The organism is Bacillus cereus group sp. BfR-BA-01522 (assembly GCF_022662635.1).
GTDB classification, from domain to species: domain Bacteria; phylum Bacillota; class Bacilli; order Bacillales; family Bacillaceae_G; genus Bacillus_A; species Bacillus_A cytotoxicus.
In genome coordinates this window covers 22,957-49,037 of sequence record NZ_JAKUDY010000014.1, presented here as the reverse complement: position 1 = coordinate 49,037, position 26,081 = coordinate 22,957, and the positions used below count along the sequence as shown (strand labels likewise).

The following is a 26,081-nucleotide window of genomic DNA, read 5'->3' as shown; positions in this document are numbered from 1 at the left end:
ATGCTAACCATACTAGCAATTACTTCAAGGAGGAATTCCATGTCTTCATTTACTCATTTTAATGACCAAGGCCGTGCTAAGATGGTCGATATTAGTGATAAAAAAGTAACAGTGCGCACTGCAATTGCTTGTTCTAGCATCCTTGTTACAAAAGAAATTTATGATAAAATCTCCCATCATGAAATTGGGAAAGGAGATGTACTAGGCGTCGCTCAAATCGCTGGTATTATGGCGGCAAAACGTACTTCTGATGTTATTCCAATGTGTCATCCCTTACTTTTAAAAGGAGTCGATGTTTCCTTTGATTGGAAACAAGAAAAAAAACAATATCGTTTACTTATTGAAGTAAAGGTAAAAACAGAAGGAAGTACAGGCGTTGAAATGGAAGCTTTAACAGCCGCTTCTATGACTGCTCTTACCGTGTATGATATGTGTAAAGCTGTCGATAAAGGAATGATTATCGGTGAAACATATCTTCTCGAAAAAACAGGAGGAAAAAGCGGCGACTATCTTCGAAATTCATAAATATAACGCATCCGCTAAACCTAAAGGTCGCCTTTAGGTTTAGCCTATATACCTTGTATATAATCGCTTCGCTTCTGCCTTATCATTTGTCCCATGAACAAACGCTCTACCATCCTTAAAGAGAACAAAACGATACTCCTCGATGAAAAAGGATAATAAATACGGTGTTACTTGAATATCCATGTTTTTTTGTAAGCGCTTTTTAATTTCTTCTAGATTAAGAGATTTCGAAACGCCAGGACGGATTTGAACCGTATTTCGCCCACATAATACTTCGGTTTTCATTTGTGATTCAAATGCCAAACTTGGGTACGTACGTAACTTGCCACAAGATGGGCAGCTCTCTTTTTTCTGCCTATTCACTTTAAATGCCATATGTTGATTATTCCAAACATCAAATGACAACATTGTCTCCCGAAGTGCTCCAAAATCTTCTACTAATATTTTTAAAGCTTCGGTTACTTGATGTGCAACGACCATTTGTACCGCCGGCTGTATTACCCCTGCCGTATCACATGTGGCACCGCTTGTCGGATGCTCCATCAAACAGCGAAAGCACGGTGTTTTTCCTGGAAGAATTGTATACGTTACGCCATAACTACCAACACATCCTCCATATATCCAAGGTACATTATATTTTTGTGAAATATCATTAATAAGAAGACGCGTATCAAAATTATCTGTTGCATCTATTATTAAATCTATACCTTGAATGAAATCTTCCATCTCTTGTATCGCCACATCTGTCACAACTGGAATAATCTCAACTTCAGAATTAATCTTCTGTAAATGTTCTGCAGCTGCAATCGCCTTTGGCTTATATTGCTTGGCATCTTCTTCTGTATATAATTGCTGCCGCTGCAAATTGCTCCACTCGACATAATCTCGATCCGCAATTGTCAATTTTCCGATTCCTGCTCTAGCAAGAGCTTCAGCATTGGCGGCACCAAGAGCTCCAGCACCAATAAGCAATACATGCTTTTCTCTTATTTTCCTCTGTCCATCTTCACCAATACTTGAAAATAACATTTGCCTTGAATATCGGTCCTGCAATGTTTTCCCTCCCTTCTTATCCTCCAATATAAGACATTTCAATTTTCGCACGATTTTTCGCGCTTTCTTCCGTCCGCTCATCAGAATATCGGTCTTTTCGATATCTCCATACATCTTGTATGACTTGTAATAACTCATTATCAGAACAATTGGTTCTAAGCAACGCTCTTAAATCCGTACCTTCTGTCGCAAACAAACACGTATAAAACTTTCCATCAGCTGAAATTCGCGCTCTTGTACATGAAGAACAAAATGATTCAGAAACAGAAGTGATAAATCCAACTTCCACATCACTTCCTATGTAACAATAGCGCTTTGCGACCTCTCCGAAATAGTGTGGTTCAGCGGGTTCAATCGGATATACATTGCCAATCATCTCAATTAATTCTTGTTTTGTAACTACCTGTTCGAAATTCCATCCGTTCGTACTCCCAACATCCATAAATTCAATAAAACGAAGTGGTATTCCCTGTTCTTTAAAACAAGTAGCCATTGGAAGAACTTGACTATCATTCATTCCTTTTTTCACAACCATATTTACCTTTACTTCAAGACCGACCTCTTTAGCAGCTATAATCCCTTTTAACACAGGTTTCGTACTAACATTCCGTCCATTTATTTTCTGAAATACATTATCTTCTATCGCATCCAGACTAACGTTTACTCGCTGCAAGCCTGCTTCCTTTAATGCTTTTGCTTGTTTTGTCAAATGTATACCATTTGTTGTTAGTCCAATATCCGTTATACCATCCAGACTTGCTAGACGCTTAATCAGCTTCGGTAAATCTTTTCGAAGTAATGGTTCTCCACCTGTAAGTCTAATTTTCTTTACACCTATGCCAGCAAATAATTTTGCTAATCTTTCAATCTCATCAAATGTAAGTAAAAATTCTTCTTGTAAAAAAGCATAATCTGGTCCAAATACTTCAGCCGGCATACAGTACGTGCATCTAAAATTACAGCGATCTATAACTGAAATCCGTAAATCTTGAAGCGGGCGCCCGAAAGAATCCCTCACCTTCTCGTGCATCGTCACCCCTCCTTTTTGCTTCATTCATATCTTTCTTCATTCTATTATAATATATTTTTGAACTGTGATGTTTTAGCTCATGTTCTTTGTTTGCTTTCCATATTTTATTTGCCTTCATCATAATCAAGTAATCTAATATTTGTTGTGATATTTCTCACATCATATGCGCCATTCAAAAATTCTTCACAAATCCGTTCGTAATTTGTTCACATTGAAAGAAAAATTCCCCATAAAAAAACCTTGAAACAAACTGTCTCAAGGTGAATACTGTCTATTTATTGAATCAAATCATGATTATAGTGGTTCTCCTTATCAGTCATCCACTACTAAAAGTTTTCGTTACTTTTTTAAATAAGCATACTAAAAAAACGAGTATCAAAAAAATAGATTAAATAATAAAGGACTTCCTATATTATTATACTTAAACAGGTGTTTGCATGAAACATCTACTTTTTTATATTATACAGGAAATATTACTTGCATTTTCATCATACTTATACTCACAATAAAGGATAGACTGCTCGAAAAAGAAAGGTGATTGCTGTGACAAATCGTACGGCATTATCAAATGATTTAAAAGAACTACTTGCATCTGTTGAATATAAAATGAACGTCAGCAAAGGAAGCTATATTTTTCAAGAAGGTATAGAAGCAAAAGAACTCTATATCATTCGATCTGGAAAAGTACAAATTAGTAAAATTAGCGCTGATGGACAAGAATTAACACTTCGCATTTGTTCAAAGGATGATATTATCGGAGAATTAACACTATTTGCAGATCATGCAAAGTATTTATTAAATGCAAAATGTCTCGAAGAAGTTGAGATTGGTGTAATAAAACGAGATGCCTTAGAAAAAGCATTGCTTCAAAAGCCAGCTCTTGCATTTGAATTTATGAAATGGATTAGTGAACATCTAAGAAGAATGCAAACAAAATTTCGTGATTTAGTATTGCATGGAAAAAAAGGTGCTTTATATTCCACGCTCATTCGCATGACAAATAGTTACGGTATTTTAAAAGAAAATGGGATCTTGATTGATTTGCCTTTAACAAACCAAGAGCTTGCTAACTTCTGTGCTACTTCACGCGAAAGTGTCAACCGTATGTTAAATGAATTAAAAAAACAAGGAATCCTTTCTATTCAGAAAGGAAAAATTACAATTCATAATTTACAATTTTTAAAATGTGAAATTTCTTGTGAAGATTGTCCCTCTTCTATTTGTAGTATTGAGTAGTCTCTCTATGTGAGAGGCTACTTTTTCTTTTCTCCTTCACTCTACACGAAAAACACATGATGAAATGTGAAAAACACCACACTCTTACGAAATGATTTTTGACAATCTGTTGAACTGTGATAGATATCACATCCCTATTTATTCCCTCCTCTTATAGTGAAGATAAGAAAATGAGAGGTAATAAAGGAGTGAGCAGTATGAAAAAGAAATCTTCAGCATTCATGAAACGGTTAAAATATTTTTCGCCAATAGATCGATATAACGAGAACCATACACAAGAAACATACGAAGATCGCGAATGGGAAAACGTCTATCGCAAAAGATGGCAACATGATAAAGTCATCCGCTCTACACATGGAGTAAACTGTACTGGCTCTTGTAGTTGGAACATTTATGTAAAAGATGGAATTGTAACTTGGGAAGGACAAGAATTAAATTATCCAACTACTGGCCCTGATATGCCGGATTTTGAGCCTCGGGGTTGTCCACGCGGCGCAAGTTTTTCTTGGTACATTTATAGTCCACTTCGCGTGAAATATCCATATGTACGCGGCGTCCTTTGGAATATGTGGAAGGAAGAACTTCAAAATCATACATCACCATTAGATGCTTGGAAAAGCATTGTAGAAAATCCTGAAAAAGCTCGCACCTATAAAAGTGCACGTGGTAAAGGTGGATTCATTCGTGCGAACTGGGATGAAGTATTGCAACTTGTTGCAACCTCCTTACTATATACAGTAATGAAATATGGTCCCGATCGAAACGTTGGTTTCTCACCAATTCCAGCCATGTCTATGTTAAGTCATGCTGCTGGTAGCCGCTTTATGCAGCTGATGGGTGGACCTATGCTCAGCTTCTATGATTGGTACGCTGACCTCCCACCTGCTTCCCCACAAATTTGGGGTGATCAAACAGATGTACCAGAAAGTAGTGATTGGTATAACTCTGGTTACATTATGACATGGGGTTCAAACGTTCCAATGACCAGAACGCCAGATGCGCACTTCTTAGCTGAAGTACGCTACAAAGGAACAAAAGTTGTTTCCGTAAGTCCTGACTTTGCTGAATCCACAAAATTTGCTGATGACTGGATGAGCGTAAAACAAGGGACAGATGGCGCACTTGCGATGGCGATGGGGCACGTCATTTTACAAGAGTTTTATGTGGACAAACAAGTAGAATACTTCACAAATTATGCAAAACAATATACTGATTTCCCGTTCTTCGTCACATTAAAACAGCAAGGAGACCAATTCATAGCAGATCGGTTCTTACATGCAAATGATATTGGCCGTGAAACAAAGCTTGGCGAATGGAAGCCTGTTCTTTGGAATGATAACACGAATGATTTTGCTATTCCTCACGGTACAATGGGCTCTCGCTGGGATAATGAGAAGAAATGGAACTTGCGCTTAGAAGATGAGCAAACGGGAGAAAAAATTAATCCGCGGCTTTCTTTACTTGGCATGGAAGATGCCATTGGTACTGTACAGATTCCATACTTCTCTGATGAAGGGAATCAAATACTAGAACGAACAATTCCAGTGAAGAAAATGAAAACACGAGATGGTGATGTTTTCGTTACAACTGTGTACGACTTAACATTAGCTAACTACGGCGTAAACCGTGGACTTGGCGGCCAAGAACCAAAAGACTTTCATGATTCGATTCCATTTACACCAGCATGGCAAGAAAACATCACAGGTGTAAAACGAGACTTAGTCATTCAAATCGCTCGTGAGTTTGCTCAAAACGCCATCGATACAAATGGTCGTTCCATGATTATTGTCGGTGCTGGTATTAACCATTGGTTTAACTCTGATACGATTTATCGCGCTGTTTTAAACCTCGTTCTTCTCGTTGGGGCACAAGGCGTAAATGGCGGTGGTTGGGCACATTATGTCGGGCAAGAAAAATTACGTCCAGCCGAAGGATGGCAAACCATTGCGATGGCAAGAGACTGGCAAGGTCCTCCAAAGCTACAAAACGGGACATCATTCTTCTATTTTGTAACAGATCAGTGGCGTTATGAAGATACACCAGTCGGTCACTTAGCATCACCAGTTGTTGGCAACTCACGCTATCAACATCATGGTGATTACAATGTATTAGCAGCTCGTCTTGGCTGGCTTCCTTCTTATCCGACTTTCGAAAAGAATGGAATTGAAATTTATAAAGAAGCTGTCGCTAATGGGGCAACCACAAAAGAAGAAATTGGAATATATGTGGCACAGAAATTAAAAGAAAAAGAACTGAAATTTGCCATTGAAGATCCAGATAACAAAAATAACTTCCCACGTAACTTATTTGTATGGCGTGCAAACTTAATTTCAAGTTCAGGTAAAGGTCACGAATATTTCTTAAAACATTTACTCGGTACAACAAATGGATTAATGAACGATGATAGCGATTCATTGCGACCAGAAGAAATAAAATGGCATGAAACGGCCCCTGAAGGCAAACTAGATTTACTTGTTAACCTAGATTTCCGTATGGCCGGGACAGCACTTTATTCCGATATTGTTCTACCCGCTTCAACATGGTATGAAAAACACGATTTAAGTAGTACAGATATGCATCCATTTGTACATCCATTTAATCCAGCTATTGGTTCACCATGGGAAGCTCGTTCCGACTGGGACATTTTCTGCTCCCTTGCAAAAGCAGTCTCTAAATTAGCAACAGAACTTGATCTTGATCCAATAAAAGAAGTTGTTGCAACTCCGCTTCTTCACGATACACCGCAAGAATTAGCACAGCCACTTGGCAAGATTAAAGACTGGAGCAAAGGGGAATGTGAACCAATTCCAGGTAAAACGATGCCACAAATTCATGTTGTCGAGCGTGATTATAAAACAATTTATGACAAAATGACTGCGCTTGGACCAAATGCTGGTAAACAACCAATTGGGACAAAAGGTATTTCTTGGTCCGCAGAAAAAGAGTACGAACAATTAAAGAGTCGCTTAGGAGTCATCCGCACCGATTCTATCGCAAAAGGATGCCCTAATATAACAGAAGCAGTCCATGCAGCAGAAGCAGTCCTTACTCTTTCTTCAACAACTAATGGTCATATGGCTGTAAAAGCGTGGGAAGCTCTTGAAAAACAAACAGATTTAAAATTACGCGATTTAGCAGCAGAACGCGAAGAAGAGTGTTTCACATTCGAGCAAATTACAGCACAACCTAAAACAGTAATTACTTCTCCTGCCTTTACTGGCTCAGAAAAAGGGGGACGCCGCTACTCACCATTTACAACAAATGTAGAACGTCTTATTCCTTGGAGAACGATTACAGGACGACAATCATTCTACTTAGATCACGAGATGATGAAAGAGTTTGGTGAAACAATGGCAACATTTAAACCAATCTTGCAGCATAAACCGTTTCAAAAATCACGTCCGGAAGTAGAAGGAAAAGAAATTACGCTAAACTATTTAACGCCGCATAATAAATGGTCTATTCATAGTATGTACTTCGATTCCTTACCAATGTTAACACTATTCCGTGGTGGTCCAACTGTTTGGATGAATAAAGATGACGCCGCTGAAGCTGGTGTAGATGATAACGACTGGATTGAATGTTTCAACCGAAACGGCGTTGTTGTAGCACGTGCAGTTGTTACACATCGCATACCAAGAGGAATGGCCTTTATGCATCATGCACAAGACCGTCATATTAACGTGCCTGGTACAAATTTAACAAGTAACCGTGGTGGAACGCATAATAGTCCAACGCGCATCCATGTAAAACCAACGCATATGATTGGCGGATATGGTCAATTAAGCTATGGGTTTAACTACTATGGTCCAACGGGTAATCAGCGTGATTTAAACGTCGTCATCCGCAAACTGAAGGAGGTAGATTGGCTTGAAGATTAAAGCACAAGTCGGAATGGTAATGAACTTAGATAAATGTATCGGCTACCATACTTGTAGTGTAACGTGCAAAAATACCTGGACAAATCGTCCAGGTGCTGAATATATGTATTTTAACAATGTGGAAACAAAGCCTGGTATTGGCTATCCAAAACAATGGGAAAATCAAGAAATATATAAAGGCGGCTGGGAAGTAAAGAACGGTGAACTTCAGCTCAAATCCGGTTCTAAAGTGAAACGTCTACTAAATATTTTTCATAATCCAGATTTACCGACAATCGATGATTACTTCGAGCCATGGAACTACGATTATGAAACGTTAACAAACAGCCCGCAGCGCAAACATCAACCAGTAGCTCGTCCAAAATCGGCAATTACAGGCGAATTTATCGATAAAATTGAATGGGGGCCAAACTGGGAAGATGACTTAGCTGGTGGACATATCACTGCCTTACAAGACCCGAATGTAAAGAAAATGGAAGAAGATATTAAGACAGACTTTGAAAACGTCTTTATGATGTATTTACCTCGCATTTGCGAACATTGTATGAATCCGTCTTGCGTTTCTTCTTGTCCATCTGGCGCGATGTATAAACGTGAAGAAGATGGAATTGTTCTTGTCGATCAAAATGCATGCCGTGCTTGGAGATTTTGTGTATCTTCTTGCCCATATAAAAAAGTGTATTTCAACTGGCAAACGAATAAAGCGGAAAAATGTACAATGTGCTTCCCGCGTATTGAGGCGGGTATGCCTACCATCTGTTCTGAAACATGTGTAGGGCGTATACGCTACATTGGTGTTATGTTATATGACGCTGACAAGGTAAAAGAAGCCGCTTCCATCGAAAATGAAAAAGACTTATATGAATCGCAGCTTACTGTTTTCTTAGATCCAAATGATCCAGAAGTAGTTGCCGAGGCAAAAAAACAAGGAATACCTGAAGAATGGATAAAAGCAGCGCAACATTCACCAATTTACAAAATGATTATCGATTGGAAAATCGCTCTTCCGCTTCACCCTGAATATAGAACAATGCCAATGGTTTGGTATATTCCACCGCTCAGTCCAATTATGAATATAGTCGAAGGAAAAGGAAGCAACTGGAAAGAAGAGGATATTTTCCCTGCAATTGATAATATGCGAATTCCAATTCAATATTTAGCGAATTTACTTACCGCTGGGGACGAATCCCACATTCGACTTACATTGAAAAAAATGGCTGTCATGCGCACACATATGAGAGCACTACAAGTTCATAAAGAGCCAGATGAAATGGTATTAAAAGAACTTGGATTAACAAAAGAAGATGTAGAAGATATGTACCGCCTACTAGCAATCGCAAAATATAAAGATCGCTTTGTTATTCCAACAACTCACCGCGAGCAAGTTGCTGATTTATATAGTGAACAAGGAAGCTGTGGCCTTTCCTTTGCCGGTGGTCCAGGCTCTTGCATGACGCTTTCTTAACTAAGGGAGGTAACAACGATGAAACAAAGTTTACAAACCGCTTTTTCTTGTACTTCCTTCCTTCTCTCCTATCCTGAAGCAGGATGGAGAGAAGCTTTACCCGAACTACAAGAAACAATCCGTACGATTACAAATGAAGAAATTCGCACATTGCTTACAAGATTCATAAAACAAGTACAGAACAAAACAGATGCGCAACTAATCGACTCGTATGTGTATACATTCGACTTCGGAAAAAAGACAAATTTATACTTAACTTATATGAATACAGGTGAACAAAGAGAACGCGGAATTGAATTACTAGAATTAAAACAACATTATCAAAAAGCTGGCTTTATGGTAACAGATAAGGAGCTTCCTGATTACTTACCACTTCTTCTTGAATTTCTAGCAAACGCACCGGAAGAAGATTGTGATCCACTTATAAGTAAGTACATGAAAAATATACAAGCTTTGCATGAGCAATTAAAAAAAGCAAATTGTCTACATGAACCAATCATCGCTTCCGTTCTGCTTGCTATTGATGCATGGGGTGTACAAACAAATGAGAAAGGAGTTCTCTAAACATGCTGGATCAATTTTTCTGGGTGCTATTTCCTTATATCATTTTCGCAATCTTTATCGGCGGACACATTTTTCGCTATAACTATGACCAATTTGGTTGGACATCAAAATCTAGTGAACTGCTCGAAAAGAAAATACTTCGAATTGGAAGTCTTCTCTTTCACTTTGGAATTATGTTTGTAATCGGCGGTCATATTATGGGAATTTTAATTCCGGAATCTGTCTATCGCTCACTCGGTATTTCAGAGTATACTTATCATATCATTGCTATTAGTTTCGGACTTCCTGCTGGAATTGCTTCTATTGTTGGATTAGTAATCTTAATGTATCGTCGTTTTACAGTAAAACGTATGATTGCAACAAGTACAAAAGGAGACTATATAGCTCTCATTCTACTGTTCATTGTTATGTTAGCCGGTCTTTCTTCTACCTTTTTCAATATTGATGCAAAAGGCTTTGATTACCGTACAACAATTGGCCCATGGTTCCGTAGTCTGTTCATTTTCAGTCCGAAAGCAGAATATATGGCAGACGTACCGATTTGGTTTAAAATTCATATTATTGCAGCACTAGGCCTTTTTGCAACTTGGCCATTCACAAGACTCGTACATGTATTTAGTGTTCCCGTAAAATATTTACGTCGCAGCTACGTAATTTATCGAAAACGCATGCCCATGCACCTTAAGAAATAATCCCCTACAATCAGGGGATTATTTCTTATAAACCAGGCGCGGAATTAAAAGCATCTGTATTTGGCACTGCTTGCAAAATTCCAACGGGATTCTCCCCTTATAATCCTGTATTTTGACTTTCAGATGTTTGTGTTCCTCTTGTATACGTTGTTGTCACTGTGTCACCTGGTTGTAAGCAAAGATTTGATGTTGTACCAACTACTGTTACAACATCGATGCACGTCGGTCCCAATGCCCCGCTATATGTTTTAGAAGCAACAAATGAAGTATCACTTAAGTGATCACCTGTAAATATATTTCCATACTGATTTACAATGACAAATTTTTGAATATGAGCAGGCATATTTATTCCTCCTTTCCTTTATGATCCTAATGTTAATTCACTCGTTTCTAATGGCGGGAAAAACTCTGGAACTCTTGGCGTTTCAGGTTGCATACGTTTGCCATTAAAAAAATTAGCGATGCTTGACCCGCCAGCACCAGCATATACTTTTTGAACCCCTGAAGGTGAAAGGCTATAATAATCGCCTACATTCACGTTGCCTTTATTATTGATAATTTTCATATTACGAATTCGCGCACCCAAATTATTCCCTCCTTTGTACACTGTATGCATAAGAAAAAAAACTTGAAACAGACACGTTTCAAGTTTTTATAAATTCATTATTTAATTTCTCCTTTATATTGCAGCATACCGCCAACCATATTGACGGTTTTAAATCCTTGCTCATTTAAATAGTGACATACATTTTCACTGCGCATTCCTGATCTACAAATAAAAATATATTCATTTTCCTTATCAAAGAATTCCAATTTATTTGGAATGTCACCCATTTTTATATGTACAGCTTCTGGAATTTTCCCTTGCGCCACTTCTTCATCTTCACGTACATCTACTAGAAATAATGTCTCTCCATTTTCGAGACGCTTTTGTACTTCTTCTGTTGTAATTGTTTTTACTTCTGTCATCGATTGTTCCTCCTTATATACAATAAAACTTTGAAACAGTATTTTTCCTCTTTACTCACCAATTTTAGCATGCTGATGGCTGAACGCAAAGAAATGAAACTGTACCTTTTCTTATCTCTTTCTCAACTTTTTATCAATATTTATACTTTACAAAGCTAACTTTCACATTGTATTCTCATAATACTTGTTTTACGAAAGGAGCGAAGTGACATGACACTTTCATTTTTCTTTATGGGCCTTATTTTTCTTATTCTTTCTATCATTGTATTTAATATGAAGAAAAACTATAATAAGCTATCGTTTCAAGAAATCTCATTCCTACTTTTATTACTTAGCATCGCTTTTTTCGGCGCATGCATTGCCACGTATATTTTTCGTTTAAAGTTTGTATAAAGAAAGGTGCTACTTGCTAAATATGCACCTTTCTTTATACAAAACTAGATATTTTACGATTCAAAAACTCATACAATTTCTTCTCAAATAGATGGATATCCATCACTCCAGCCATATGTCCATTCGTGCTTTCAATCTCATATACTTCTGCAAATTTCCCTTGTTTTTTCAGGCTATCAACCATTTTATAATTATAATGTGCTGGTTGTAATACGTCTTGCTTACATGGAATCATCAGCACATTTGCCTCAATTTGTGAAAGTGCCTCATCCATAGAGGAGAAGCCATACGCAATATCATGTAATAACGTTGCCTTTGCAGTATACATCCATGAATTTGCGTCTACAAATTGAATATTTTGAAGCGTTAAGCAATCAATCTCTTTCTCAAATGATGTCGGTGAACCAAAGTTTTCATACGGTTTTGTTTCGGTACTATTACGCGGAAATTCCTTTTCATAATACTTCGCATCAAATGCATTGATAAACATCATTTTACTTGCTACATGTAATCCCTTAATTGGTTGCTCTTCCCCATAAGTCCCATCCTGCCATTTCGGATCCAACTGAATGGCATCAATTGCATTCCGCAAAACATTCACAGATGTTACAACTGGATTTTGCGGATTCGTAATTACACCTATCATTCGTTCGACCATATGTGGATAATGAACCGCCCATTGCTGCGCAATCATCCCACCTGCCGATGGCCCAATTACAGCGTGTAACCTGTTAATCCCTATTTCTTTTATTAATTCATATTGGATGCGAGCAACATCTAAAAAAGTGAATACTGGAAAATCCATCCCATATTCCAAACCGGTTTCTGGATTCATTGACTTTGGCCCTGTCGTTATAACATACGGATTTTTCACTTGAACATTACAAAGATTATCCGTACATATAACAAAGTATTGGTCCGTATCAATTGCTTTTCCTGGTCCAATCAACCCATCCCACCATCCAGGCAGTAAATCATTCTCCGTATACTTTCCTGCCGCATGACTCGTTGCACTAAAATAATGACAAACTAAAATCGCATTGGATTTTTCCTTATTTAACTTCCCATATGTTTCATATCCCATCTGAATAGGAATTTTCTTTTTATTTGCAAATGTAAATTGTTTCAAAGAAAAACACTCTTTTTTCACATACACGTTCCATTTCTCCTTTCAAACATCTTATTCTTCCAACCTCTCTACTAACCCGCTCAATTTTTCCGTCTATAATGGCAACTGCTTTTACATATTTGATTATTTTTCATACTCCATCTCAAGTCCCATCATTTTCATAACAAATCAATTTTGCTTATAAAAAGATTACACGTTTCTAAAAGAAAACCTTCTTTTTATATAACAGTTTTCTTTCCAGACATATGTATAAGAAACAAAATACACCATAAACTAACATCATCTTACATAAGTTAAAGAGGGAGAAAGCAATGATTTGGAACTGGTTACGAAAGAAAAAAACAGCAAAGATCCAAAAGGAAACTGCTAAGCAGGACGAGCAGCAACGCCTTGTGCAAACTTCTCAGCAAAGAGAGCAAAAGCAATCCGAACAACAGCACCTTAATCAAGCTTCTCAGCGAGGAGAACAGATCCTCAATAAGCAACAACCTGTTCAAGAAGCAACCCATACACATACTAGTGACAATAGCATTTATGATTTCAGTCAACCGAAGAAAGAAAAGGTTCACACTCTTCAAGATTTGTTAGAGAAATTGAAAGCATCTAGCGATTTTGTCAATTATCACACATCCGATGATGAAACAATGCCATACTGGATTTCTTACTATCGGCCATCACTTGACGGTGAAAAGTTACAAAAATATTTAATGCCAACATTATTAGAACGCACATGCTCTACATTAGAAGAATTGAAAGAACACATTCCAATGAGTGGAATTATAATTACAAATGATTTACAAAAAATAGAAGATATGGTCTTAAAGGGGCACGCAATTGTTCAATTACATGAAAAAGATCAAAAATGTCTACTTGCAAATATCGCAATTGATAATTATCGAGCACCAACTGCACCATTAAATGAATCAACAGTAGTTGGCCCACAAGAGGGTTTCGTCGAAGATATTGATACAAATATAAATTTAGTCCGAAAACGCCTCCCAGTATTAGCATTACAAACGAAAGAAATTATCATTGGAGCTTTTTCAAAGACAAAGGTTGTGATGATGTACTTAGACAACCTTGCTGAAAAAGAAAATGTTGCTTTCTTAGAAGAGTCTCTTCGAACAATTAAATATGATCAAATTAATGACAGTTCTTATATTCAAGAATTAATGGGTGAAAAGTCAATTTTCCCTCTCTATATTAATACAGAGCGCACTGATAGAGTAACAAAAGCTTTAATCGATGGAAAAATTGCTATTTTTGTCGACGGCTCACCTAGCGTTTTACTTACGCCTGTCTCTTATTTTGATTTCTTTGTTTCACCTGAAGATTACAACGTCTCTTGGATGTATGCTACATTTTCGAGAATGTTACGTTTAATTGCTGTTCTTTTTTCGATTTGTGCAACTCCATTATATGTCGCTGTCTTAAGCTATCATTATGAATTGATTCCAAGCGACTTATTAGAAACATTGATTTTATCCAGAGCCCAAGTTCCATTCCCTCCTTTAATAGAAGCGCTATTTTTAGAACTTGCAATTGATTTATTAAGAGAAGCAGGCGCCAGACTCCCAATGAAAGTAGGGCAAACGCTCGGTATTGTAGGGGGGATTGTAATTGGTCAAGCCTCTGTTGAAGCTGGTTTAACAAGTAATATTCTCTTAATTATTGTTGCTTTATCTGCACTTGCTTCCTTTATTACACCTATTTATAAAATGGGAAACACTGTGCGATTATTACGATTCCCATTTCTGATTAGTGCAGAATTAGGCGGACTTTTAGGCATTGTACTTGGATTTCTTTTTTTATTTACCCATTTATTCCGCCTATCATCTTTACGCAAACCATATGCCCTCTTTTATCCAGCAAGGAAACAATCCTTTAAGGACTCTTGGGTGCGGTTTCCTCTATCTGTAATTGATACAAGAGATGTACAAGCAAGAGCACAGCACGTAAAAAAGACTGCAAAAGGTATTCCAATAAAACATAGATCTGATTTTGATGAATAAAGCGAGGTGCATCTTATGAGTAAAGTTAAAACAAAATATCAAATATCACCTATCTTTGTTTTCTTCTTAATTCATGGTGCACAATTTGGAGCGGGGGTTTTAGGCTTTGCACGCATCATCGCAAAGTCCGCAGGATACGATGGTTGGATAGGAGTTCTCATTGTAGGAATTACCATCCACATTCTCATCTGGATGATGCATTTCTTGTTAAAAGAAAATGAGGGGAATTTAATTGATTTACATCAAGAGCTGTTCGGAAAGTGGGTTGGAACAGGAATGAACCTACTCTTTGTGACTTACTTTTTCATTATAAGTATTTCCGTTATCCGAACCTATGTCGAAATTGTTCAAGTATGGATGTTTCCTACCGCTTCTACATGGACATTGACCTTTTTCTTCTGCTTACTTAGCTATTACATTATCTCATCAGGATTTCGCGTTATGACCGGCATATGCGTAATTTCTATCGCCGGAATTTTCGGTTATCTTTTCCTTAGTTTATTTGTTCTAAAATATGCACAGTGGGAAAATTTACTTCCTATATTTTCTCATTCTGTTCAGGATATATTAAAAGCAGCACAATCCTCTATTTACACGATGACTGGATTTGAAGTATACCTTATGATTTATCCATTTGTAAAAGGGGCACAAAAGTCTCATAAATTCGCACAATATGGCGCACTATTTTCTAACATTTTATACGTATTCAGTACTATGCTAGCCTTTGCTTTTTTTAGTGAAAATCAGTTATTACAAACAATATGGCCGCAGCTTTCTATGACACAGGTTATTCAACTTCCCTTTATTGAGCGCTTAGAGTACATTGCAATCTCTGCTTACGCTCTTGTCATTATGCCAAGTTTCTTACTTCCATTATGGGCTGCAACAAGAGGTACATATGAAGTCTTTCGTGTGAAACAAAAAAAGATTTTAATCGCTCTTTTGTTCATTACAATCATTATTTCACAACTATTAACAAATCGACACGATATTAATGATTTTATTAACATGATATCTCATACTAGCTTTTTTGTTATTTATATGTACATCCCGATTTTATTTCTTATTATGTGGGTGAAAAGAAAATGGAAAAAATCAAAACAAAAGTAATTCTCCTTTCCTGTTTCTGTATGTTTAGTATGACTGGTTGCTTACAAAAAACGATTATTGATGATATTCAGCTCATTCAAGGAACGGTTTTTGATACAGCGAAAGATGATAAAGTAAAAGTAACATTTGTTTGTCCCGTACAGGAAAAAGGAAATAAAGTTGAAGTTTTTGAAGGGGTAGGGAATGCTGTAAAACAAGTAAAAGCCGATACTGCTTTAACATCTTCCCAACCGTTTGCAAACGGCCAAATGCGCGTTGCTCTGTTCACAATGAACATCGCTAAAAAAGGATTGTCCACTTCATTTGACACGCTCATTCGTGATGTAAATGTCGGAAATGCCTTATATGTTGCCTTATTAGATGGAAATGGGCGTGAATTATTTGAAGAAAAGTATACAACCTCATCAAATGTTGCAATTTATATAAAAAAGTTATTGGAGCATAATATGCAAACTGGTCCTTTGCCAACCGATAATGTACATTTGGGTGCATTCCGTTATTATCGCGTAGGCCAAGACTACTATATTCCTATCTTAAAAAAAAGCAAAGACAAAGTAAAAATTACTGGTATTGCTCTTTTCAAGAAAGATAAATATGTCGGGAAAATCAAGCAACGAGATCTGTTTGTATTTAAAGGATTAGTTGAAAAACATCGATTAGATTCACAGGAATTCAAAACAAACCCTGGATACACAATCATTAATAATATTCGCTCTACCCCTACTTACCAAGTACATGTAAAAAACGGCAGACCTTCTTTTCTCATTACAGTGAAACTTGATGCACGTATTCAAGAATTATCAAGAAAATTTAGTTTGGAAAATAAGAAGAATACACAAAAAATTGCTAGATCTATCGAAAAACAACTCAATACAAGAGCAGCAAAACTCATTAAACACTTTCAATCTTTGGATGTCGATCCCATTGGCCTTGGGGCAAGATTTAGGCAGCACTATCGACCATTCAACTTAGAGAAATGGAAAGCAATGTATAAAGATGTACCTATTAAAGTTCAATATAAAGTAAATATTACAAATTCAGGGGTTATTGAATAATAGAATCTAACATAAAGATTGAACTCCTCCCTCTAGCATGGTACAACGGAGAAGGGGGAGTTTTTTTATGCCTTACATAGAGAAAAAGGAGTTACGGGAGAGCTTATGTTAAAAAAATTGATAAAACCTATTTTAAATGGGGTTCTATTTCTCTTAGTATTTTTATTTGCACATACATATTTAAAAAATGTTTCTTTCACTCGTTATTTACTCATTGTTATTCCATCACTTCTTGTCGGAATATTCGGAATCGATATCGCTGTATCATTTTTCATAAAGAAAGAAGAATAACAAAGATCTTATGTTACAATGGAATTCGGCACATAGTAAGAAAGGATGAAACAACATGTCTAACGAAAAAGGTCTAGATAAAGGATATGAACTTGTCGCAAAAATGCATGAAGTATTCGGACACCCAGTTACAGATGTACCAACAAAATTAACGGAAGAACGTGCAAAGATTCGCGCAAGCTTTATGCAAGAAGAATTAGAAGAGTTTTTAGAAGCAACAACTCTAGAAGATCAATATGATGCATTAATCGATCTTATTTATTTTGCCTTTGGAACATTTGCAGAAATGGGAGTGCGTCCAGATAAAGGATTTGAAATTGTGAATAATGCCAATATGGCAAAGTTATTTCCTGATGGAAAACCGCGCTTTCGCGAAGGAGACGGCAAAATTTTAAAACCAGAAGGTTGGCAAGCACCCGAGCCACAACTTCGCGCAGAAATCGAGCGTCAACGCCAAGAAGCATTAGCAAAATCATTAAAATGAAAATTATGTAAAAAGGAGCTATCCAAACAAGATAGCTCCTTTCCACTATTTCTTCTTTTTCTCTGTCGGTTGACTTTGCTTAGCAAAGTTAGATGAATCATCAAAATTCGGCTGTTTTTTACCAGCATTATTACTTCTACCTTTTCCCATATGTAACACCTCCTCACCTTACTATGCCCAATAAAAAAATCCCCTTGCGCACAAGAGAATTTTTTATATGTGCTAGATTCCAATCATCAACATCCATTATATCCTGTATGACCATCTGTCCCTTCGGAATCCCTTGTCGCTCCGCCGTACCAAGTTTGATGATGTTGTCCTTGATGATGGTGCTGGTCTTGTTGATGTCCATGATGCCCATGGTGTCCGTGGTGCCCATGATGTCCGTGGTGTCCATACTGTCCATGATGTCCGTGATGTCCATGATGCCCGTGATGTCCATGATGCCCGTGATGTCCGTGATGCCCATGTTGTCCGTGATGTCCGTGGTGTCCATGATGTCCGTGATGTCCGTGGTGTCCATGATGTCCGTGGTGTCCATGATGTCCGTAAACACCATATGGATTCACTGCTCCTATACCTGCTGCAACACCAATTCCTGGTGCTGGAAATACAGTCGGTCCCCCTAGTTGGCTACCCATTACAGCCCCTGGAGAGAATCCTCCTGGAAACCCTGGTGCTACCCCTGGCATTCCTGTTTGCACACCAGCTACAGATGGCGGGAATCCTCCTGCTCCTCCACCAATTCCCATCGGAGCATAGTGATGGTCTCCACTAATCATAAATCCATATGGTGCTTTATTATCTATCCCTTTCATTTCTTTCACCTCTTCTTCTCAAGTTTAGTCTACCTTTTTTATCATATTGCACACAATTGAATAGGTGTTTGTCTGTATAGGAATTCATCTTTTTTCCACTATGAAAAAGAGCAGCCTTCTTATAAAGGACTGCTCTTTTTCATCAGTTTGCAACAATATTAACAAGTTTTCCAGGAACGACAATTACTTTGCGAACTGTTTTCCCTTCAATTTGTTCTTTCACTTCTTCAAGTGCAAGTTGTTCCATTTCTTCTTTTGATGCGTCTTTTTTCATTTTCAGTTTTGCACGAACTTTTCCCATTACTTGAACAACAATTTCTACTTCATCTTCTACAAGTTTAGACTCATCAAATGTTGGCCAGCTTGCATATGTGATTGTTTCATTATAACCAAGCTTGCTCCAAAGTTCCTCTGCAATGTGCGGTGCAACTGGTGCAAGTAACTTCACGAAACCTTCTACATATTCTTTCGGAAGCGTTTCCGCTTTATATGCATCATTAATAAACATCATCATTTGAGAAATTGCAGTATTAAAATGAAGCTCTTCATAGTCTTCTGTTACTTTCTTCACTGTTTGGTGATATGCTTTTTCAAGCTCTTTATTCGGCGCATCTGTAATTTTCTCGCTTAATTCACCGTTTTCTTGAACGAATAGGCGCCATACGCGATCTAAGAAACGACGCGCTCCATCAAGGCCGTTTTCAGACCAAGCGATTGAAGCATCTAATGGTCCCATGAACATTTCGTAAAGACGAAGTGTATCAGCACCATGGCTTGCTACGATGTCATCAGGGTTTACAACGTTACCTTTTGACTTACTCATTTTCTCGTTGTTTTCTCCTAAAATCATACCTTGGTTAAATAGTTGTTGGAATGGCTCTTTCGTTGGAACAACACCGATATCATATAATACTTTATGCCAGAAACGAGCATATAGTAAATGAAGTACAGCATGCTCTGCCCCGCCAATATAAATATCAACTGGAAGCCATTGTTTTGCTTTTTCAGGATCTACAAGTGCTTCGTTATTGTTTGGATCGATATAACGTAAATAGTACCAGCAGCTACCAGCCCATTGCGGCATTGTATTTGTTTCACGACGGCCTTTTTTACCAGTCTCTGGATCTACAACATTTACCCACTCATCGATGTTTGCAAGTGGTGATTCACCTGTTCCAGACGGACGAATATTATCTGTTTTTGGAAGAACTAACGGTAATTCTTCTTCTTTCACCGCTGTCATCGTACCATCTTCCCAATGGATAATTGGAATTGGCTCACCCCAATAACGTTGACGACTAAATAACCAGTCACGAAGGCGGTACGTTACTTTTTGATTTCCTGCGCCTGTTACTTCAAGCCATTCAATCATTTTTGCAATTGCCTCTTCCTTATTTAAACCATTAAGGAATGCAGAATCGATGTGTTCCCCATCAGCTGTGTATGCTTCTTTCGTAATGTCTCCGCCTTTTACCACTTCTTTCATTGGCAGATCAAAAGTTTTGGCAAACTCATAATCGCGTTCATCATGAGCTGGAACTGCCATTACAGCACCTGTTCCATAGCTAGCAAGCACATAATCAGCAATCCAAATTGGTAATTTCTCTCCGTTTACAGGATTGATTGCGTATGCACCCGTGAATACACCTGTTTTTTCTTTCGCAAGCTCTGTACGTTCTAAATCACTTTTCGATTTTACAACATCAATGTAAGCTTCTACAGCTCCTTTTTGATCTTCTGTTGTAATTTCTGCAACAAGTGCATGCTCTGGAGCAAGTACGCAGTAAGTTGCTCCAAATAATGTATCAGGGCGCGTTGTAAAGATTGTAAATTTCTTATCTGTACCGTCGATATTAAAATGTACTTCTGCACCTTCAGAACGTCCAATCCAGTTGCGTTGCATATCTTTTAAACTTTCTGGCCAATCAAGCTCATCTAAGTCTTCTAGTAAGCGATCTGCATATGCAGTAATTTTTAGCATCCATTGTTTCATCGGACGGCGCTCAACAGGGTGTCCACCGCGCTCACTCTTACCATCAATTACTTCTTCATTCGCAAGCACTGTACCAAGTGCTGGGCACCAGTTTACAGGAATTTCATCCACGTAAGCTAAACCTTTTTCAAATAGCTTTAAGAAAATCCATTGTGTCCATTTATAGTAATTCGGATCTGTTGTATTTACTTCGCGATCCCAATCGTATGAGAAGCCAAGTGACTTAATTTGATTACGGAATGTGTTAATATTTTTCTCTGTAAATTCCGCTGGGCTATTCCCCGTATCAAGTGCATATTGCTCTGCTGGAAGACCGAATGCATCCCATCCCATTGGATGAAGAACATTATACCCTTGCATACGTTTCATACGTGATAAAATATCTGTTGCTGTATATCCCTCTGGATGTCCTACGTGAAGACCTGCACCTGATGGATATGGGAACATATCTAATGCATAAAATTTTGGTTTGTCTGTCTCATCTGGCGTACGGAATGTTTTATTCTCTTCCCAATACGCTTGCCACTTCTTCTCAATTTCTTGATGATTAAAGCTCATGAGATTCCCTCCTTAAAATACAATTTATTTTCACCGCCTAAAATACAAAAAACCTCTCATCCCTAAAAAGGGACGAGAGGTTATAGATTCCCGCGGTACCACCCTAAATTAATGTAAATACTTACATTCACTTAAATCCGTAACGTGGATGAACGGCCATTGCTACTTAAGTTCACAATCGCAACTCAAAGGCGAGTTCATAATGAAACATGGATTGACTTGCACCAACCGTCAACTCTCTAGACCCGTTTCGCTTACTACTACTCCTTCTCGCTGTTATTAAAAATATGAGTGAAGTTAAATATATTCTAAAACATGTTATATGTTCCGTCAAACTAAACTGCAATTTTTTCGTTCACTGTTTCTTCCACTTTTACTTTCTTATCAAAAATGCTTGTGGCAAAAAATGCTATTACAAGCATTACCATAATTGCTATAAACAATACTTCCATATTGTATAAATCAACAATTGCTCCACCAACAACCGGTCCAAACATTTTCCCTACAGTTGCTGCGCTATTGACAACCCCTTGATAAAAACCAAGTTTATCATTTGGCGCTAGTATATTTGCAATTGTTGGAACAGCCGGCCATACAAATAATTCTCCAATTGTTAATGTCACCATCGCGACAAGAAACATTGTAAATTGCTCCGCCTGACTTAATACAAAAAATGATGCTACAAAAATACCAATTCCGATCATAATTTGCTGCTTTAAAGAACGCTTCATTGCACGAATCATCATACTTACAAGCGGCTGTGCACAAACAATCATCGCTCCATTGATTGTCCATAATAAACTGTAATGACGCAAACTAATATTTAACTCTTGCATATGCGTTGCAATTGCCCCTTGCCACTGTACATACGTAACCCAACATAACGCATATGCTACACAAACAATAAGAAGCGCTTTAAATCCCGGTGTGAGCGAATACCCTTTGTTCATTTTAACTTCTGTTTGTAGACGTTGCTCTTTTTGATCCTCCATACCGCGAAAACCGATAAAAGCAATTAAAAAGAAAATAAAGTACAAAATAAAGTTTGCTAAGAAAATATAATCAAAGCGATAAGAAGCAACTAGGCCACCGCATGCTGTGCCAACAGCAATTCCGACATTTTGTCCAACATACATCGCATTAAATGCACGCCTTCCACCTTCTGGCCAAACTGCACCAACCATTGCATACATCGATGGAAAGACCATTCCCGAACCGAAACCAATTAATGCAAGCCAAATGACATACAATGGCCAACCATGGAAAAATACAAGACCTAAAATAGCAACAAGTGTAATCACAATTCCAAGTAACGTCGATTTATATCCGCCCCACTTATCAAACAATGTACCACCAAGCAAATTTCCAATTACGCCCGTAAGTGAGTTAATCATTAATACCATTCCGGCCACTGACAAAGATTTACCTAAATGGTCGTGTAAATAAATTGTATTAAAAGGCCATAAAAAAGAAGCACCTGTGACATTAATAATCATTCCAGCTACTAATAGCCATACTTTTCTTGGCATCGTGTCCCCTCCTATTCTGTTTTTTTCGTTCTTATATAACAGTAAAATTGTAGTCGTTTTTAAATAGGAAGGCAACTGATTAATAGTTGATGAAATTCAGATAATAGTAGAAAAAATACCGAACATTCTCTGCTCGGTATTTTTCCCTTACTCTTCTTTCGGAAGAACAATTCCTTTATACAATTGAACTGTAATTAAGTAGTAAATAGCGTAAATGACTACGAAAATAACAATTGGAACCCAAATGCGGAAGTACGGATCAATTAAAATAAATCCGAAGATATTCATACCAACTAACACATGGACAATACCTATAATTGCCGGAAATAAGAATACGAAAAATAACTCTTTATAAATAGATTTCGTTAATAACTCACGACGCACTCCAATTTTACGAAGCATTTGATAACGTGTAATATCTTTAGAAGCGCCAGAGAGAATTTTAAACATTAAGCAACTTGCCATCATTGCTAAGAAAGCAATTCCAAGGAAGAACCCCATAAATACTGTCCCGCTAGCAATCGTGTAAAATCCTGTATACATTGTATATTTACTTTGGAAGCTTCCTTCTTTTGCATTTTTATATTTCGCTTCCTGCAATTCGTCAAGTTTTTTCCATTCTTTTGTGTATGTGACAAAATCATCTGTTTTTCCAAGAAATACAATACCTTCTGTACCTTGCATATCGTTATACATCTTTTTATCAACAATTTTTATGGTATGATTAGGATGGACATAGAAAGGTTCTATTTTAAAGAATACTTCATTCCACTCTTCTGGCAGTACCTTTGCGTTAGGATCTTTTTCATTTCCACCTGAAATTGCTCCAACTGGAAGTTCTTCAGACACTTTTTTAAACTTAGCAACATCTTTTAAACTTTCCGCATTTTCACGATTAGATGTATCCATTATAATCGGACGATTCTTTTCTAAATCTTCATTTAAGTAGTAAACAAATTTATCGTCTACTTTATAGCGATATTCGCTTTTCTCTTGAAATGAAATCCCGTCTAAAATTTTCTTTTGTTCAGCTGTTGGATTATGAATTACTGCATCATATACTTCAAAAAGATCCACTGTATTCATTACATTATTTTTAAACGCCATCCCGCCAGAAATGGCTCCTGCACCCAGTGCAATTAACATCGCCACTGTTGCAAGTACTCTTGTTAAACTATTAATCCGGAAATTTAATTGTGCAAATGTAAAGGCATTCAATCCTTTTTCATTCCGCTTTTTGTTACTCTTTAGCTTTTTAATAATAACCGGAAGAAGTGCTCCGAACAGCATGTAAGTTCCTGATGTTACTGTAATTAGCGCAATAATAATGCCCATTTGCTTTAACTTATCCATATAAATCATGGAGGCATATCCAATTCCTAATAAAATAACTGCAAGTACCGCAATAATACTAGTTAGTTGCCCTTTCACTCTAATGCGCTCTGCTTGCGCATCTGCATGAACAAGTTGTAAAACGGAAATACGTGATAACTTAATACTGTTCATAATTGCTGATAATACAAATAATACAAAAAAGAAAATACAAGTAACGGTCATCGATGGAATATAAAACGCTTGATAACCACTTCCAGTAAACTCTAATTGTTTCATCAATAATTGACCGATTCCTTGTGCAAGCCCTGTACCAACTATAATCCCAATTACGAGAGAGGCAACTCCAATAATGACTGTTTCCATAAACATAAGCAAAGTAATTTTATGTTTCTTTGCTCCTAACATCATATACATGCCAAATTCTTTTTGGCGAAGCGATAATAAGAAAGAATTCGCATATAAAATATAAAAGAACGTAATAATTGCTAGTAAAAACGAACCAGCTTGAAAGACGAAAGTAATCGATTGAATGACCGAGTTAGATTGAAGAAATGCTTTATTCAACGCTAACGTTTGGAACATATAAAAAATTGAAATAGACATGACAAGACCAATTAGTAAGACGATATAATCTTTCAGCTTACTTTTTAATCCTGACATAGACAGCTTAAATAACATCCTGTTACCTCCTTTCTTACGCTTTTTTTGTGCCTAAATCTGCAAGCACATCTAATATTTCTTTATAAAAGTCTTCACGTGTTCCACTTCGATGAATCTCTTTATATAACTCACCATCTTGAATGAATAAAATACGCTCACAGTAACTTGCACTGTATGGATCGTGCGTTACCATCATAATGGATACACCTTGTTCTTCATTTAAATTCTTCATGGCTTCTAAAAGGCTTGTTGCATTTTTGGAATCAAGCGCTCCGGTTGGCTCGTCCCCTAAAATAATAGCTGGCTCATGCACAAGGGCACGTGCTGCTGCTGAACGTTGCTTTTGTCCCCCAGATACTTCAGATGGATATTTTTGAAGTATCTCTGAAATCCCTAGCATTTCTGCTACCTTTTCTACTTTTGGTCCAATCTTGCGTGATGAAACACCTTGAAGTGATAGCGGAAGAGCAATGTTTTCATAAATCGTTAAGTTCTCCAGTAAGTTGAAGTCTTGAAAGATAAATCCTAATTTTTGAGAACGAAAATCAGATAGCTCCCCTTGCTTCATCTTTGTAATATCCGTTCCTGCAATTTCAACAACACCACCTGTTGCTTTATCTAACGTTGAAATCACATTTAGTAATGTTGTTTTCCCAGAACCAGATGGTCCCATAATCCCAACAAATTCTCCCTCTTGAATCGAAAACGATACACCTTTTAAAGCATAAGATTGATTTTCACCTTTTTTACCGTACACTTTTTGGACGTTTTTTACGTCTACAACTGATTTGCTCATATACATCCTCCTACATGTTTTCTGCTTCCTATTTTGCATCTTTTCCCGAATCTCTACCATTGGTTAATATTACATTTACCTTACATTTTTGTAATATATATAAAGCTGGGCTTACATAAGCTCAGCTTTATATATTAACCTTTTAACACAAACTCATTTCCTTCATTATCTTGAAAGATCGCGAAAGTTCCCCAAGGCATTTCGTTTGGTTCTTGTTTAAACCCCACACCGTTTTTCTTCATTGTCTCATACGTCTCTGTCATATTGTCTGTTACAAATACAATTGATGCTTTTAACTCATTTGCATTTGGCATCATTGTTTTTGGATAAATAACTAAGTGTGACCGGGCTCCTTTTGGTCCTACTTCAATCCAACTTGCATTTGCCCCCATTGGGTCATTACGATATACTTCAAATCCAGCCTTCTCTGTCCAAAATTCAAGTGCCTGTTGTTGATCATCTACGTAAAGTGCGACTGTGCCAATATGTGCAATCATTGTTGT

At 37.3% G+C, this 26,081-nt stretch carries 23 protein-coding genes, 1 pseudogene and 1 other annotated feature; of the genes and pseudogenes, 12 read left to right on the top strand and 12 right to left on the bottom strand.

The window, feature by feature from the left end; translation table 11 throughout:
- Positions 1-39 precede the first annotated feature (39 nt).
- The gene (moaC, locus tag MR059_RS17485; RefSeq protein WP_012095852.1) at positions 40-525 is read left to right on the top strand and encodes a cyclic pyranopterin monophosphate synthase MoaC; all 486 of its coding nucleotides are present in this window, start codon (positions 40-42) and stop codon (positions 523-525) included.
- Positions 526-564: 39 nt separating this feature from the next.
- On the opposite strand, the gene MR059_RS17480 is transcribed toward moaC, so the two are convergent.
- The gene (locus MR059_RS17480) at positions 565-1,578 is read right to left on the bottom strand and encodes a molybdopterin-synthase adenylyltransferase MoeB (protein ID WP_012095853.1); all 1,014 of its coding nucleotides are present in this window, start codon (positions 1,576-1,578) and stop codon (positions 565-567) included.
- Between the two features lie 16 nt (positions 1,579-1,594).
- Complete coding sequence (gene moaA / locus MR059_RS17475) at positions 1,595-2,608, bottom strand: GTP 3',8-cyclase MoaA (protein WP_012095854.1); 1,014 nt, start codon at positions 2,606-2,608, stop codon at positions 1,595-1,597.
- A gap of 543 nt (positions 2,609-3,151) precedes the next feature.
- On the opposite strand from moaA, the gene MR059_RS17470 reads away from it, so the two are divergent.
- The 5 genes from MR059_RS17470 to narI all read left to right on the top strand — a co-directional run bounded on the left by MR059_RS17470 (position 3,152) and on the right by narI (position 10,446).
- Positions 3,152-3,844, top strand: coding sequence for a Crp/Fnr family transcriptional regulator (locus tag MR059_RS17470; protein ID WP_012095855.1), 693 nt, complete (start codon positions 3,152-3,154; stop codon positions 3,842-3,844).
- 197 nt (positions 3,845-4,041) lie between these two features.
- Positions 4,042-7,725 carry a nitrate reductase subunit alpha gene (locus MR059_RS17465; protein ID WP_087095456.1) on the top strand — a complete coding sequence of 1,228 codons (3,684 nt, stop codon included), beginning with the start codon at positions 4,042-4,044 and terminating at the stop codon, positions 7,723-7,725.
- Positions 7,715-9,190 (top strand): nitrate reductase subunit beta, encoded by a 1,476-nt coding sequence (gene narH / locus MR059_RS17460; RefSeq protein ID WP_242161922.1) that lies wholly within the window; start codon positions 7,715-7,717, stop codon positions 9,188-9,190. Before MR059_RS17465 ends, narH begins: the two co-directional genes overlap by 11 nt.
- A gap of 18 nt (positions 9,191-9,208) precedes the next feature.
- Complete coding sequence (gene narJ, locus MR059_RS17455; RefSeq protein WP_012095858.1) at positions 9,209-9,754, top strand: nitrate reductase molybdenum cofactor assembly chaperone; 546 nt, start codon at positions 9,209-9,211, stop codon at positions 9,752-9,754.
- A gap of 2 nt (positions 9,755-9,756) precedes the next feature.
- Positions 9,757-10,446 carry a respiratory nitrate reductase subunit gamma gene (gene narI, locus MR059_RS17450; RefSeq protein WP_012095859.1) on the top strand — a complete coding sequence of 230 codons (690 nt, stop codon included), beginning with the start codon at positions 9,757-9,759 and terminating at the stop codon, positions 10,444-10,446.
- A gap of 25 nt (positions 10,447-10,471) precedes the next feature.
- On the opposite strand, the pseudogene MR059_RS17445 reads toward narI, so the two are convergent.
- The 3 genes and pseudogenes from MR059_RS17445 to MR059_RS17435 all read right to left on the bottom strand — a co-directional run bounded on the left by MR059_RS17445 (position 10,472) and on the right by MR059_RS17435 (position 11,415).
- A pseudogene (locus MR059_RS17445) lies at positions 10,472-10,789 on the bottom strand (hypothetical protein).
- Between the two features lie 18 nt (positions 10,790-10,807).
- The gene (locus tag MR059_RS17440) at positions 10,808-11,032 is read right to left on the bottom strand and encodes a spore germination protein (RefSeq protein WP_048723997.1); all 225 of its coding nucleotides are present in this window, start codon (positions 11,030-11,032) and stop codon (positions 10,808-10,810) included.
- Positions 11,033-11,109: 77 nt separating this feature from the next.
- Positions 11,110-11,415, bottom strand: coding sequence for a rhodanese-like domain-containing protein (locus MR059_RS17435; RefSeq protein WP_012095862.1), 306 nt, complete (start codon positions 11,413-11,415; stop codon positions 11,110-11,112).
- 210 nt (positions 11,416-11,625) lie between these two features.
- Here MR059_RS17435 and MR059_RS17430 point away from each other — a divergent pair, with 210 nt between their 5' ends.
- A complete protein-coding gene (locus MR059_RS17430) occupies positions 11,626-11,808 on the top strand; it encodes a hypothetical protein (RefSeq protein ID WP_012095864.1) in 183 nt (60 codons plus the stop codon).
- Between the two features lie 34 nt (positions 11,809-11,842).
- Here the strand turns inward: MR059_RS17430 and MR059_RS17425 are convergent, their stop codons facing one another.
- Positions 11,843-12,964: a homoserine O-acetyltransferase family protein gene (locus MR059_RS17425; RefSeq protein WP_012095866.1), complete on the bottom strand. Its 1,122-nt coding sequence runs from the start codon at positions 12,962-12,964 to the stop codon at positions 11,843-11,845.
- Between the two features lie 284 nt (positions 12,965-13,248).
- On the opposite strand from MR059_RS17425, the gene MR059_RS17420 reads away from it, so the two are divergent.
- From MR059_RS17420 to MR059_RS17400, 5 genes are all read left to right on the top strand, one after another.
- Positions 13,249-14,949, top strand: coding sequence for a spore germination protein (locus MR059_RS17420; RefSeq protein ID WP_012095867.1), 1,701 nt, complete (start codon positions 13,249-13,251; stop codon positions 14,947-14,949).
- Positions 14,950-14,964: 15 nt separating this feature from the next.
- Complete coding sequence (locus MR059_RS17415; RefSeq protein WP_242161921.1) at positions 14,965-16,059, top strand: spore germination protein; 1,095 nt, start codon at positions 14,965-14,967, stop codon at positions 16,057-16,059.
- Positions 16,035-17,114 (top strand): Ger(x)C family spore germination protein, encoded by a 1,080-nt coding sequence (locus MR059_RS17410; RefSeq protein WP_012095869.1) that lies wholly within the window; start codon positions 16,035-16,037, stop codon positions 17,112-17,114. Before MR059_RS17415 ends, MR059_RS17410 begins: the two co-directional genes overlap by 25 nt.
- Before the next feature lie 105 nt (positions 17,115-17,219).
- On the top strand, positions 17,220-17,405 hold the full coding sequence (locus MR059_RS17405; protein WP_012095870.1) for a hypothetical protein: 186 nt from the start codon (positions 17,220-17,222) through the stop codon (positions 17,403-17,405).
- A gap of 55 nt (positions 17,406-17,460) precedes the next feature.
- Entirely contained in the window at positions 17,461-17,889 is a 429-nt protein-coding gene (locus MR059_RS17400; RefSeq protein WP_012095871.1) for a pyrophosphohydrolase domain-containing protein, read from the top strand.
- 236 nt (positions 17,890-18,125) lie between these two features.
- Here MR059_RS17400 and MR059_RS17395 read toward each other — a convergent pair whose 3' ends face one another.
- The 6 genes from MR059_RS17395 to MR059_RS17370 all read right to left on the bottom strand — a co-directional run bounded on the left by MR059_RS17395 (position 18,126) and on the right by MR059_RS17370 (position 26,075).
- On the bottom strand, positions 18,126-18,707 hold the full coding sequence (locus MR059_RS17395) for a vrrB protein (protein WP_180566377.1): 582 nt from the start codon (positions 18,705-18,707) through the stop codon (positions 18,126-18,128).
- 142 nt (positions 18,708-18,849) lie between these two features.
- Positions 18,850-21,258, bottom strand: a complete 2,409-nt coding sequence (gene leuS / locus MR059_RS17390; RefSeq protein WP_012095876.1) for a leucine--tRNA ligase — start codon at positions 21,256-21,258, stop codon at positions 18,850-18,852.
- A 65-nt stretch (positions 21,259-21,323) separates the two neighbouring features.
- Positions 21,324-21,541, bottom strand: a binding site (T-box leader).
- Between the two features lie 52 nt (positions 21,542-21,593).
- On the bottom strand, positions 21,594-22,787 hold the full coding sequence (locus tag MR059_RS17385) for an MDR family MFS transporter (protein ID WP_012095877.1): 1,194 nt from the start codon (positions 22,785-22,787) through the stop codon (positions 21,594-21,596).
- Positions 22,788-22,934: 147 nt separating this feature from the next.
- A complete protein-coding gene (locus MR059_RS17380) occupies positions 22,935-24,800 on the bottom strand; it encodes an FtsX-like permease family protein (protein ID WP_012095878.1) in 1,866 nt (621 codons plus the stop codon).
- 16 nt (positions 24,801-24,816) lie between these two features.
- Entirely contained in the window at positions 24,817-25,578 is a 762-nt protein-coding gene (locus MR059_RS17375; protein ID WP_041810079.1) for an ABC transporter ATP-binding protein, read from the bottom strand.
- A gap of 134 nt (positions 25,579-25,712) precedes the next feature.
- On the bottom strand, positions 25,713-26,075 hold the full coding sequence (locus MR059_RS17370) for a VOC family protein (protein ID WP_012095880.1): 363 nt from the start codon (positions 26,073-26,075) through the stop codon (positions 25,713-25,715).
- Between the last annotated feature and the right edge of the window lie 6 nt (positions 26,076-26,081).

Excerpts from the sequence above, each read along its gene's own strand:
- MR059_RS17380 (WP_012095878.1), bottom strand. The coding sequence starts at position 24,800 with ATGTTATTTAAGCTGTCTATGTCAGGATTAAAAAGTAAGCTGAAAGAT.
- MR059_RS17395 (WP_180566377.1), bottom strand. The coding sequence starts at position 18,707 with ATGAAAGGGATAGATAATAAAGCACCATATGGATTTATGATTAGTGGA.
- MR059_RS17420 (WP_012095867.1), top strand. The coding sequence starts at position 13,249 with ATGATTTGGAACTGGTTACGAAAGAAAAAAACAGCAAAGATCCAAAAG.
- MR059_RS17430 (WP_012095864.1), top strand. The coding sequence starts at position 11,626 with ATGACACTTTCATTTTTCTTTATGGGCCTTATTTTTCTTATTCTTTCT.
- MR059_RS17435 (WP_012095862.1), bottom strand. The coding sequence starts at position 11,415 with ATGACAGAAGTAAAAACAATTACAACAGAAGAAGTACAAAAGCGTCTC.
- MR059_RS17415 (WP_242161921.1), top strand. The coding sequence starts at position 14,965 with ATGAGTAAAGTTAAAACAAAATATCAAATATCACCTATCTTTGTTTTC.
- MR059_RS17370 (WP_012095880.1), bottom strand. The coding sequence starts at position 26,075 with ATGATTGCACATATTGGCACAGTCGCACTTTACGTAGATGATCAACAA.
- narI (WP_012095859.1), top strand. The coding sequence starts at position 9,757 with ATGCTGGATCAATTTTTCTGGGTGCTATTTCCTTATATCATTTTCGCA.
- MR059_RS17400 (WP_012095871.1), top strand. The coding sequence starts at position 17,461 with ATGTCTAACGAAAAAGGTCTAGATAAAGGATATGAACTTGTCGCAAAA.
- narJ (WP_012095858.1), top strand. The coding sequence starts at position 9,209 with ATGAAACAAAGTTTACAAACCGCTTTTTCTTGTACTTCCTTCCTTCTC.
- leuS (WP_012095876.1), bottom strand. The coding sequence starts at position 21,258 with ATGAGCTTTAATCATCAAGAAATTGAGAAGAAGTGGCAAGCGTATTGG.
- moaC (WP_012095852.1), top strand. The coding sequence starts at position 40 with ATGTCTTCATTTACTCATTTTAATGACCAAGGCCGTGCTAAGATGGTC.
- moaA (WP_012095854.1), bottom strand. The coding sequence starts at position 2,608 with ATGCACGAGAAGGTGAGGGATTCTTTCGGGCGCCCGCTTCAAGATTTA.
- MR059_RS17465 (WP_087095456.1), top strand. The coding sequence starts at position 4,042 with ATGAAAAAGAAATCTTCAGCATTCATGAAACGGTTAAAATATTTTTCG.
- MR059_RS17405 (WP_012095870.1), top strand. The coding sequence starts at position 17,220 with ATGTTAAAAAAATTGATAAAACCTATTTTAAATGGGGTTCTATTTCTC.
- MR059_RS17375 (WP_041810079.1), bottom strand. The coding sequence starts at position 25,578 with ATGAGCAAATCAGTTGTAGACGTAAAAAACGTCCAAAAAGTGTACGGT.
- MR059_RS17385 (WP_012095877.1), bottom strand. The coding sequence starts at position 22,787 with ATGCCAAGAAAAGTATGGCTATTAGTAGCTGGAATGATTATTAATGTC.
- MR059_RS17410 (WP_012095869.1), top strand. The coding sequence starts at position 16,035 with ATGGAAAAAATCAAAACAAAAGTAATTCTCCTTTCCTGTTTCTGTATG.